This is a genomic window from uncultured Thiodictyon sp. (assembly GCF_903828115.1).
In the GTDB taxonomy this organism is placed as follows: domain Bacteria; phylum Pseudomonadota; class Gammaproteobacteria; order Chromatiales; family Chromatiaceae; genus Thiodictyon.
The window spans coordinates 1-10,336 of sequence record NZ_CAIKKU010000564.1 but is presented as its reverse complement, the minus strand read 5'-3'; the positions used below and the strand labels follow the sequence as shown (position 1 = coordinate 10,336).

At 67.1% G+C, this 10,336-nt stretch carries 11 protein-coding genes; 5 read left to right on the top strand and 6 right to left on the bottom strand.

The genetic code is table 11. The features are described from left to right. Positions 1-243: 243 nt before the first annotated feature. The 5 genes from QZY48_RS21145 to QZY48_RS21125 all read right to left on the bottom strand — a co-directional run bounded on the left by QZY48_RS21145 (position 244) and on the right by QZY48_RS21125 (position 3,968). Complete coding sequence (locus tag QZY48_RS21145; RefSeq protein WP_295434877.1) at positions 244-696, bottom strand: DUF29 domain-containing protein; 453 nt, start codon at positions 694-696, stop codon at positions 244-246. Between the two features lie 233 nt (positions 697-929). Further along, complete coding sequence (locus QZY48_RS21140; RefSeq protein WP_295434875.1) at positions 930-1,367, bottom strand: DUF29 domain-containing protein; 438 nt, start codon at positions 1,365-1,367, stop codon at positions 930-932. An 87-nt stretch (positions 1,368-1,454) separates the two neighbouring features. Then, positions 1,455-2,258, bottom strand: coding sequence for an indole-3-glycerol phosphate synthase TrpC (gene trpC / locus QZY48_RS21135; protein ID WP_295434874.1), 804 nt, complete (start codon positions 2,256-2,258; stop codon positions 1,455-1,457). Positions 2,259-2,346: 88 nt separating this feature from the next. Beyond that, positions 2,347-3,381, bottom strand: a complete 1,035-nt coding sequence (gene trpD / locus QZY48_RS21130; RefSeq protein ID WP_295434872.1) for an anthranilate phosphoribosyltransferase — start codon at positions 3,379-3,381, stop codon at positions 2,347-2,349. Positions 3,382-3,386: 5 nt separating this feature from the next. Further along, complete coding sequence (locus tag QZY48_RS21125; RefSeq protein ID WP_295434870.1) at positions 3,387-3,968, bottom strand: aminodeoxychorismate/anthranilate synthase component II; 582 nt, start codon at positions 3,966-3,968, stop codon at positions 3,387-3,389. 646 nt (positions 3,969-4,614) lie between these two features. Here QZY48_RS21125 and QZY48_RS21120 point away from each other — a divergent pair. Beyond that, a complete protein-coding gene (locus tag QZY48_RS21120) occupies positions 4,615-5,589 on the top strand; it encodes a GAF domain-containing protein (protein WP_295434867.1) in 975 nt (324 codons plus the stop codon). Between the two features lie 151 nt (positions 5,590-5,740). Here the strand turns inward: QZY48_RS21120 and QZY48_RS21115 are convergent, their stop codons facing one another. Next, the gene (locus QZY48_RS21115) at positions 5,741-6,649 is read right to left on the bottom strand and encodes a hypothetical protein (protein ID WP_295434866.1); all 909 of its coding nucleotides are present in this window, start codon (positions 6,647-6,649) and stop codon (positions 5,741-5,743) included. A gap of 459 nt (positions 6,650-7,108) precedes the next feature. Here QZY48_RS21115 and QZY48_RS21110 point away from each other — a divergent pair, with 459 nt between their 5' ends. From QZY48_RS21110 to pap, 4 genes are all read left to right on the top strand, one after another. Next, the gene (locus QZY48_RS21110) at positions 7,109-7,531 is read left to right on the top strand and encodes an acyl-CoA thioesterase (protein ID WP_295434864.1); all 423 of its coding nucleotides are present in this window, start codon (positions 7,109-7,111) and stop codon (positions 7,529-7,531) included. 169 nt (positions 7,532-7,700) lie between these two features. Then, entirely contained in the window at positions 7,701-7,985 is a 285-nt protein-coding gene (locus tag QZY48_RS21105) for a hypothetical protein (RefSeq protein WP_295434863.1), read from the top strand. Between the two features lie 44 nt (positions 7,986-8,029). After that, complete coding sequence (locus tag QZY48_RS21100) at positions 8,030-8,386, top strand: hypothetical protein (RefSeq protein WP_295434861.1); 357 nt, start codon at positions 8,030-8,032, stop codon at positions 8,384-8,386. 254 nt (positions 8,387-8,640) lie between these two features. Beyond that, positions 8,641-10,245, top strand: coding sequence for a polyphosphate:AMP phosphotransferase (pap, locus tag QZY48_RS21095; RefSeq protein ID WP_295434860.1), 1,605 nt, complete (start codon positions 8,641-8,643; stop codon positions 10,243-10,245). The last annotated feature ends 91 nt before the right edge of the window (positions 10,246-10,336 follow it).

The following is a 10,336-nucleotide window of genomic DNA, read 5'->3' as shown; positions in this document are numbered from 1 at the left end:
GTCGTAATCGTGGTCGGATTATTCGATTACGACAACGACAACGACAACGTACCCGCGATCTCGGTCACCACATCAGTTCTGATCGCACCCGGCAGGATCGGCCGGTTGAAACCGCGGGTGCGGCGTGGCGAGCGGCGACCAAGCCCCCAAGCGGGCTAGCAACGAATACCGTCGCGACCGCTGCGATCAACGATTGCCGCTACCGAGGCCGCCGACCCGGATCGGGACTCTCGTCGCTGGGCCTCACGCCGACGGGGAGCCGGGCCAGGAATCCTCGTCCAGGATCGCGGCCGCCGGGTACGGACAGCACGCGGGAAACCGGGACTCGGCAATCCCGGTCTCCGTGACCGCAATGTGCCGCGCATCAGGGTAGGCATCGTCGATCGCCTCGGCAAGAAAGCCCTTGAGGCTCGGACTCAAGCGCAGTTCCCGACCCACCTGCACGCGCTGTTCGACGATGGAACCGCGCCAACTGGAGGTGCGGTGTTCGGGCTGGTACTGCCACTTCAGCAGGTGGGCAATGAGGATGATCAGACGGCTGACCAGTTCGTTGCGTTCGCGGCGTCCCATGGCCTCCAGTTCCTCGGCGAGCAGTTGCGGGTCGATCTCCTGGACCCGCCCCTGACGCAGGAGCGCGGCCTGACCGGCGATCCAGGCGTGGAAGTCCCGATGGTAGAGGTCGGCAGTGGCATGCATGGCGGGTCCCGCCCGGGCGAAAAACGGATTGATAGCTGAACCCGGAAAGAGCATTTCTCTCACAGAGACACAAAGATCACAGAGATTTTCAAAGCGATATGTCGGTCGCGGAGGTCACCTGGGCGGTGATCGGCCCAACGCCTTCAGTGATCTGTTTTTCTTTGTGTTCTTTGTCTCTTTGTGAGCAATTGCCGGATTTAGCCTGAACGGTTACATGGGCGCAGGCCCTCAAGCTAGTCGCGCCCCCCGGGCCAATACCCCTCGTCCATAATGTCGGCCATTCGATATGCGCAGTGCTCGGGGAACGGCGACTTGAAAAACCCGGTTTCCTCCAGCGCGGCACGGCCGGCATGTTCGTAGGCGCGCGCCAGGAACTCGGGCAGGCGCTGCGCCAGGCTGGGGCTGTCTTCCAGCAGCAAGGCGAGTTGCCGCCGCTGTTCGTTGATCGTCAAGCGCCAACTGGTGCAGCGACGCTCGGGCTGATAGTGCCATTTGAGCAAGTGCGCCAGCAGCAGGGCCAGCCGGTTGATCAACTCGCGGCGTTCGCGCGCGCTCATGCTGTCCAATTCCTCGATCAGGTGCGGGACATCCAACTGGGCGAGCTGTCCGGTTTTCAATAACGCCGACTGCTCCTCGATCCAGTCATGAAAGTCGGTGTCATAGGTGCTCATGGGGGTGCCCTGACGGATTGCATCCGGCGCCCGGGCGCCGGCCTGGGCGCCGGTTCCGACGCGCGAGGGTCGCAACGGATACGCGGATCATCGGCCGAAAAAGAGCCGGGCCAATTCAACGCCCGGGTCGGGGGCGCGCATGAAGGCCTCCCCCACCAGGAAGGCGTGGACCCCGTGGCGGCGCATCAGACCCACGGCCCCGGCGCCCAGGATGCCGCTCTCGGTCACCAGGAGGCGGTCCGCGGGCACCGCGGCCAGGAGCCCGAGGGTGGTCTCCAGGCTCACCTCGAAGGTCCGCAGATTGCGGTTGTTGATGCCGATCAGGGGCCCCGGGACCGCCAGGGCGCGCTCCAGTTCCGCGGCGTCGTGAACCTCCACCAGGACGTCCATGCCGAGTTCAAAGGCCAGGGCGTTCAGATCCGCCAGACGCCGGTCGTCCAGACAGGCGGCGATCAGCAGGATGCAGTCGGCGCCCAGGAGGCGCGCCTCATAGACCTGATAGGGGTCAATGATGAAGTCCTTGCGCAGCACCGGCAGGGTGCAGGCGGCGCGGGCCTCCTCGAGATAGGCATCACAGCCCTGGAAGAAGTCCATGTCGGTCAGCACCGAGAGACAGGCGGCCCCGCCGCGGGCATAGCTCGCGGCGATCTGGGCCGGGTGGAAGTCCGGCCGCAGCACCCCCTTGCTCGGGCTGGCGCGCTTGATCTCGGCGATGACGGCCGGTTCGCCGGCCTGGACCCGGGCGCTCAGGGCGGCGGCAAAGCCGCGGGGTGCGGAGGCCTCGGCCAGCCGGGCGGTCAGTGTCGCGAGCGGCAGACGCTGCGCCCGGGCCGCGACCTCCTCCACCTTACGGTGACAGATTTTTTTCAGGATATTGGGGGTATCTGCCATGCTCATCCTCGGTACAGGTGCGCCAGGCAACGGGAGGGTGCGGCCTGTTGTGTTGTTACCACCAGGAGGTCCCGTCGGTTGGAGCGGCTCACGGGTGCGCCGAATCCAGGTCCCGGGTCAGTGCCACCAGGCGGTCGAAGCGGCGTTGCGCCTCACCGCTGCCGATCGCCTCGTCCGCGCGCCGCATCCCGTCCGCCAGGCTGTCGGCCCGACCCGCGGCATAGATGGCGGCACCGGCGTTGAGCATGACGATCGCGCGGGCCGCGCCCGGCTGGTTGGCGAGCACGCCGCGCAGCATGGCCAGACTGCCGGCCGGGTCCTGGACCCGGATGGCATCAAGCCCGGCGCGGGTCAGCCCGAAGTCCTCCGGACTGATCTGATAGCAGCGGATCTCACCGTCCTTCAGTTCGGCCACCTGCGTCTCGGCGCCGATGCTGATCTCGTCCAGACCGTCGCTGGAATGGACCACCAGGACGTGACGACTGCCCAGGCGTTGCAGCACCTCCGCCAGGGGCACGAGCAGCGACTCGCTGAAGGCCCCGAGCAATTGGTTCGGCACGCCGGCGGGATTGGTCAGGGGACCCAGGACGTTGAACAGGGTGCGCACCCCCAGCTCGCGCCGGGGGGCACTGGTGTGCTTCATGGCGCCATGGTGACCGGGGGCGAACATGAATCCGACCCCGACCTCGCGGATGCAGCGCCCGACCTGCGCCGGGGTGAGGTCGAGCCGCACCCCCGCTGCCTCCAGGACATCCGCCGCGCCGGACTTGCTCGACACCGAGCGGTTGCCGTGCTTGGCCACATGGCAGCCGGCCGCCGCGGCGACGAACATGGCCGTGGTCGACACGTTGAAGGTGCCGCTGGCGTCCCCCCCGGTACCGACGATGTCGACCGGATACGCGAGCCCGGCGATGTCCACCCCCGCCGCCAGCTCCCGCATCACCCCCGCCGCCGCCGCAATCTCCGGGACCGACTCGCCCTTCATCCTTAGTGCGATCAGGAAGCCGGCAATCTGGGCCGCCGTCGCCCCGCCGGTCATGATGGTGCGCATGACCGCCGTCATCTGGCGCAGATCCAGGTCCTTGCCCTCCACGCAGGAGGTGATGGCCGCCTTGATATCCATTGCGCTCAGCACCCCGTGATGAAATTCTTGAGCAGGTCATGCCCGTACCGGGTCAGGATCGACTCCGGATGGAATTGTACGCCCTCGATCGGGAGGTCCCGATGGCGCACGCCCATGATCTCGTCGGGCTGGCCGTCCTCGGTGAGCGTCCAGGCGGTCACCTCCAGACAGTCCGGGAGGCCGTCGCGCGCGATGATCAGCGAGTGGTAGCGGGTCGCCTCGAAGGGGCTCGCGAGCCCGCTGAACACCCCCTGCGCGGCGTGGTGTATCGGCGAGGTCTTGCCGTGCATGATCCGGCGCGCCTTGACGATGTGCCCGCCGAAGGCCTGGCCGATTGACTGGTGCCCCAGACAGACCCCCAGGATCGGCACCCGCCCGGCCATCGCCTGGATCAGCGGCACCGAGATCCCCGCCTCGTTGGGGGTGCAGGGACCGGGCGAGATCACGATGCGCTCCGGGGCCAGGGCCGCGACCTGCGCCACGCTCAGTTCGTCGTTGCGCACCACCCGCACCTGGGCACCCAGTTCCCCCAGGTATTGGACCAGGTTGTAGGTGAAGGAGTCGTAGTTGTCGATCATCAGCAGCATGTCGCGGCTATCCTACTGTTTTGTCAATCGTGACTTCCAGAACACTGAACTCGTTGCCGGCGCGGGTCGCCACTCCTGCGCGGTGTCGGCGAGCCCCCGATGCCCGGCACCGAGGGTACCAAGGTCCCCATTCTCGCCTAGATCGCCCCGGGCATAAACCGTTCTCTCAGACTTACACAACCTGGCGGGCCTCGTTCATGGCTGCGTCGCCGGTCCGCCCTCTTGGGTCAGTGACCCGGGGCGTCAGTTCGTGACAGCCCGGGTCAATACCTCGCGCAAGGCGAATCAACCGCTCGAACGGTAGGTCGCGTCCGATCACCGGCGGGGTGCCCGTCCGGCCCGCTCGGCCAAGCGTAAACCGACTGTGATTGTTCGGTTTTTCGCAAATTGAGACCCATTTTGCAAGCCGGAGAGCAAATCTTTGAAGTCCAACGCAAAACGCGGTCCTGTTCTTGCCTAGACTCCAGTGTGAAGGTCCCGCCGACTCCGAGGGATGACGCAGCCTTGGTAGGTAGCGGCGGGGGAATTCACGCGGAAATGCGCCCGGATCGGCGCCAGACCTTGAGGCCCCGCGCCGGCGGGCCCTTGAGCGTCTCGGAATCCGCGAATTTCAATGTTAGCGTCCACCGGCTAATTGGAGTAGACCGTGAGCACAGCAAAACAAAATAATGTTCCAGGCACTGAACTTCTTGAACTTCAGTACATTGCCCACATCGTTTCGCGCGGCGACGACGCGGAGTCGCGCATCCAGGACATCCTGCGCTACCTTGACGAGCGCGGCGGCCTGATGCGTGGCAGGGTAATGCTCGCGGACCCGGCCGCGAGCGAGATCTATATCCGTTACGCCCACGGCCTGACCGCGGCCGAACTCGAACAGGGCCGTTACGCGATCGGCGAGGGGGTGTGCGGGCGGGTCTTTGCGGCCGGTGAGCCGGTGTTGGCTGCCAGCCTGGACGCCGCGCCGGCCGACGCGGCCGCGGATGCGCTGCCGCCCGAGCAGATCGCCTTCATTGTGGTGCCCATCGTGCGCGACTATCTGCCGATCGGGGTGCTGGCGGCGCAGCGCAGGCCCAGTCACAAGCGTTCCCCTCAGTGCGACCTGGCGCTCCTGGAGGTTGTCGCCTCCCTGATCACCGAGGTTCTGAGCACCGATGGGCAGGCCCCGGCCTGGGTCCCCCAGGCGTGGATCGAGCCCCGCTCGCGGCGCGCCCCGGCCGGGACCGAGGCCCGCTGCGCGGGCGCCGGGGACCCCGACAGCGCCGCCCGCGACCTGATGCTGCGCATGGCCTTGCAGCGCCACGCGGAGGGCTGGCTACACCTGGCGGCGGACCTGTATCTCAAGCTCGCGGAACAGCATTTCGGGACCGAGCAGACCCTGCTCGCCAAATCCAAGCTGCTGGAGATCGCCTGCTACTACGAGGCCAAGGGCAACCCCAGGCTGGCCGCGGACGTGATCGAGCGCCTGCGGCGCGCGCTGGGCACCGGCGCCTGCGACGATGGCGCCCGCCCGGCACCGGCCCAACGGCCGCAACCCTGGGGCGATGGGCGCTCCTGGTCCACCGAGTGGGACTCCTTCGGCAGTTCCGAGGGCTCCGGCGGCATTGGCGTACGGATCCGGTGAAGCGTTCGCCCGGGCGGCGCTGACCGCCGACTCAGAGGTTCGAGGCTGCGGCCGTGGTCGGCCTGGGCGAGCCGGCCAGGCACCGGCGGGGCAGCCTTGCCCCGCCGACGATGGTCACCGCATCAGCGGCGGCCTTGCGGCTGTCGGGCGGTCAATGCCCGGACGCGGGGGTGCGATTCCAGGGCAGTAGCGCGGCCGGCGACCAGTTCGCGGGCGGCGGTGCCGCGGGGGGCGCAGCCTTGGCGGCGGGGGCCTTGACCACGGGGGCCGCGACCGGCGCGGGCGCTGCGACGACCGGGGCCGGCACGACGGCGGCCGGGACGGGCGCGGCCACGACGGGCGCGGGAACGACCGCGGTCCCAGTCGGCGTTGGGGCCGGCGTCGGCACGACCACGACCGGGGCGGGTGCCGCAACCGGGGCGGGTGCCACGACCGGGGCGGGTGCCGCAACCGGGGCGGGTGCCACGACCGGGGCGGGTGCCGCAACCGGGGCGGGTGCCACGACCGGGGCGGGTACCGCAACCGGGGCGGGTGCCACGACCGGGGCGGGTGCCGCAACCGGGGCGGCCACAACCGGTGCCGCCGGGGTAGCGGGCGTGCCTGAGGCGTCAGCCGCGGGCAACAGCGGATTGGCCCCCGTCACCGGCGGCTCCAGGGCCGTGGTCACGGCCGCCTCTTCCAGGGTCGGCGGCGCCGCGACGACGGCCGGCGTTGCGTCCGACGCCGCCGGTTCGGTCGCGGCAGGGACCGGTGCGGGCTCATCCACGGCCGCCGCGGCCGGTTCCTCGGCGGACGCCGGTGCCGGGGTGGTGACCTCAGTGGCGGCCGGGGCCGCGGCGTCAGCGGCCGGCGCCGCCGGGACCACGGGGGCCGGCGGGGGGGCCACCTTGATTTTGCCGATCGGCTGGAGCCGCGCCGCCATGGCGGCGGGATCGGCCGGGGCCGCGATCGGCGCAAACTTGTTGATCAGGATGTAGACCAGGGCGGCGGCAACGCCCACGGCAACCACCCCCACCATCACCGCCCCGCTATTCCAGACCCTCGGTTTTTCGGATGACATACGCGCACTTAGCCTCATATTCACGGATGATTTAGCCCCCGCACGCCAACCGCCGCACGGGCGGGACAGCGGGAGACGGAGCGACCCCTCGGACGACGCGGCCGCGCCAACGCGAACCCCGGGGACCCCGCGCCCGCGGCCAGGTAACCGGGGCCCCGATCGCGACGGCTCACCGACGGTCTCGCGCACATTGTAGGGTAAAACGTCGATGGGCAGCCGCATCAATCGTCGGTCCGCGCTTGCGGCCCGGGAGCCGGGGCATCCTGCCCCGGCGTTGGGCCGGAAAAACCGGATCAATCGTTGGTCCGCACTTGCGGCCCGTGGCGGCTGACCAGCCTCGCCGGATATGCGATGATCCGCTAAACCGGCCGGCGAGCGGCCCCGGATCAATGAGGACGAACTGATGACGCCGAACCTGAAGCCCCTGCCCCTTCGCGAGCGCCCCCGCGGGATGCGCCCATGAGCGACCCGACCCAACCCCAACCCCGGCGCCTGGACGCCTGGCGGTTGGCGATCCGCGTGGTCGCCATGCCGGCCGACACCAATGCCTACGGCGACATCTTCGGCGGCTGGATCATGTCCCAGGCGGACGTGGCCGGCAGTACCATCGCGATCGAGGCGGCCCAGGGGCGGGTGGCCACGGTGGCGGTCAAGGAGTTTCGCTTCGTCACCCCGGTGCTGGTGGGTGACCTGACGGAACTGCACGCCCGTATGGTGCACATCGGCAACACCTCCATCAGCGTCGAGGTCGATGTCTGGGCCCAGGGCGAGCCCGACCCCAAGAGCCGCCGCCACGCGGCCCACGCCGTCTTCGTCTACGTGGCGGTAGATGCGCAGGGGCGGCCGCGACCCATTCCGCGACCGACGAACCAACTCGTCTGAGGCCCGGCCCGGCTGCTGCCGGATTCCCAGGCTTGACATCATCCCGGGGTTGTATATACAATCTTATCTGTCGAGCCTGTTATGCCTTGCCGCACCGGGGGTTCGCAGGGATGCGAGCATTATTTCCCCTCATGGAAATAAGTAAAATTTCTTGAGGAGAAACAGTCCAATGGCTCTTGTATTGTCGTCAAGTGTACGCGAGAAGCTGGCCGGAAAAACGCCGCCGGTCAGTGAGGAGGAGATTCTTCAATGCTTCGCCAACCGCTCCGGGCGGTATCTCTTGGACGAGCGCGAACAGCACCGGACGGACCCGCCAACCCGCTGGTTCCTGGCCGAGACAGATTATGGCCGCCTGCTTAAAGTGGTCTTCATTCCGAAGGATGGAGACGTGATCATCCGAACGGCCTACGACCCCAATCCCGTAGAGCGAAGCATCTATCAGCGATACGGTTAGCCGCAGGCTTATACCCTATACCCTACACCATACAAGGCAAGCCAATGAATCCCAATGGCAAGATTGCGGGAACCGAGGACGCCTGGGACAACCGTGAACTTGGTTCCGATCCGAACTTTGCGGCCCTCTTGGATACCTCAGACGAAGTAGCAATTGATGACGCCTTGGCGCTGCAACCGATCTCGATCCGGCTCCAAAAGTCGCTGATTGAGGACTTCAAGCTGATCGCCCAATTGAACGGCTTGGGCTATCAGACGCTGATGCGCCAAGTCCTGACAAGGTTTGCCGACTGCGAGAAGAAACGCGTTCTGCGGGAGGCTGCCACGGCAGCCGCGACGCGGACCCTGGAAAGGTCGATTGGTGCCGAGGAACATCCGCCCAAGGCAGCGTCAGGCGCTTGAGCGGTGCCCGTGCCGCAGACGATGGCCCGACACACTGGATCTGAGTCATTGCCGTGCGCGTGATCCTCACCCACGGGTCGAGCCTGACCTTGCACAGGATCCACCCCGCCATTGCGGCGAGGCCGCCGGACGCGCCCGCAATCGCTGGAACCCCCGTGCCCTCGGCCGTGGGCTAAACTCTTCCGGTCGAGTCCGCTCGGTCTGGTCCGAATCCTGCGTATCGCTACCATTCAACCAATGAGAATCAAGCCCCCATGTTCGAAGCGACCAAAGTCGGGCGTACCGTCAGTAAAGAGGACTTCAAGGGGCAGCAGGAGGAGTTGCGCACCCTGCTCCTGGAGGCCCAGCGTGAGCTGCGCGAGACCAATATCCCGGTGGTCGTGTTGGTCTCCGGGGTGGAAGGGGCGGGCAAGGGCGAGGTGGTCAACCGGCTCAATGAGTGGCTGGACACCCGCGGCGTGCAGACCTTCGCCTTCTGGGACGAAACCGACGAGGAGCGCGCCCGCCCCCGCTACTGGCGCTTCTGGCGCACCCTGCCGCCGCGCGGTGACATCACCATCCTGTTCGGCGGCTGGTACGCGGCCCCGATCGAACACCGCTTCCAGGGGCACTGCAGCGATGCGGAACTGGATGCGGAGTTGAACCGGATCGTCGAATTCGAGCGGATGCTGATCCAGGACGGCGCCCTGATCGTCAAATTCTGGTTCCATATGTCCGAGGAGAATCAGAAGGCGTGCCTCAATGCCCTGTCCCGGGATGATCGCAGCCGCTGGAAGATGATGCCGCAGAAGGCCAAGTTCTCGGAGCACTACCGGGTCTTCGAGCAGGTCGCCGAGCGCGTCGTACAGCACACCGACCAGGGTATCTCACCCTGGCATCTGGTCGAGGCGGAGGACCCGCGCTACCGGGATCTCACGGTCGGCAAGACCCTGCTGCACGCCATCCGCAACCGCCTGAATAACCCCGGCGTACCGGACCAGGGCACCAGCACCGCCAATACGGACATGCCGAGCGGCGCCCAGGCCCAGATCACCGTGTTGGATAAGCTCGACCTGTCCAAATCCCTGCCGACGCCCAAGTATAAGACGCGGATGACCGAACTCCAGAAGGAGATCAATGAGTTGGCCTGGCACGCCTATAACGCCAAGCGCTCCACGGTACTGATGTTCGAGGGGGTGGACGCGGGCGGCAAGGGCGGGGCCATTCGCCGCATCACCAGCGCCATTGATGCCCGCCTGTACCGCGCCATTCCGGTCGCCGCCCCCACCGATGAGGAAAAGGCGCATCACTATCTGTGGCGCTTCTGGCGGCAGGTGCCGCGCGCCGGGTATATCACCATCTATGACCGCTCCTGGTATGGGCGGGTCCTGGTGGAGCGGGTAGAGGGCTACGCGAGCGATACGGAATGGCGCCGCGCCTATTCCGAAATCAACCGCTTCGAGGAGCAACTGGTCGGCAGCGGCATCGTGCTCCTAAAGTTCTGGATCCATATCGACCAGGACGAGCAGCTCAAGCGCTTCCAGGACCGGGAGGAAACCGCCTACAAGCGCTACAAGATCACCGCGGACGACTGGCGCAATCGCGAGAAATGGCCGGCCTATAAAGAGGCCGTCAATGAGATGGTGGCACGCACCAGTACCCAGCACGCCCCCTGGACCCTGGTGGAGGGCAACGACAAGCCCTATGCGCGGGTCAAGGTGATGCGCACCATCTGCGAATCGCTGGAGCGTGCCCTGGCCGCCGGACGCCCCTCGATCTCCGGCTATGTGCCCTGCGGCGACAAGCGCCCGGCGGCGCCGGTGCCGACGCCGGCGCCGAGCGGCACGCCGGTCGCGAAGGACCCGAAGGGTAAGGGCTGAAGCGGCGACGCCCCTGGGTGCGATCCGAACTGATGTGGTGACCGAGATCCCGGGTACGCTGTCGTTGTCGTTGTCGTTGTCGTTGTCGTTG

Coding starts and splice junctions, on each gene's coding strand:
- QZY48_RS21140 (WP_295434875.1), bottom strand. CDS start 1,367: ATGAGCACCTATGACACCGACTTTCATGACTGGATCGAGGAGCAGTCG.
- QZY48_RS21110 (WP_295434864.1), top strand. CDS start 7,109: ATGAGCGACCCGACCCAACCCCAACCCCGGCGCCTGGACGCCTGGCGG.
- QZY48_RS21100 (WP_295434861.1), top strand. CDS start 8,030: ATGAATCCCAATGGCAAGATTGCGGGAACCGAGGACGCCTGGGACAAC.
- trpC (WP_295434874.1), bottom strand. CDS start 2,258: ATGGCAGATACCCCCAATATCCTGAAAAAAATCTGTCACCGTAAGGTG.
- pap (WP_295434860.1), top strand. CDS start 8,641: ATGTTCGAAGCGACCAAAGTCGGGCGTACCGTCAGTAAAGAGGACTTC.
- trpD (WP_295434872.1), bottom strand. CDS start 3,381: ATGGATATCAAGGCGGCCATCACCTCCTGCGTGGAGGGCAAGGACCTG.
- QZY48_RS21115 (WP_295434866.1), bottom strand. CDS start 6,649: ATGTCATCCGAAAAACCGAGGGTCTGGAATAGCGGGGCGGTGATGGTG.
- QZY48_RS21125 (WP_295434870.1), bottom strand. CDS start 3,968: ATGCTGCTGATGATCGACAACTACGACTCCTTCACCTACAACCTGGTC.
- QZY48_RS21145 (WP_295434877.1), bottom strand. CDS start 696: ATGCATGCCACTGCCGACCTCTACCATCGGGACTTCCACGCCTGGATC.
- QZY48_RS21105 (WP_295434863.1), top strand. CDS start 7,701: ATGGCTCTTGTATTGTCGTCAAGTGTACGCGAGAAGCTGGCCGGAAAA.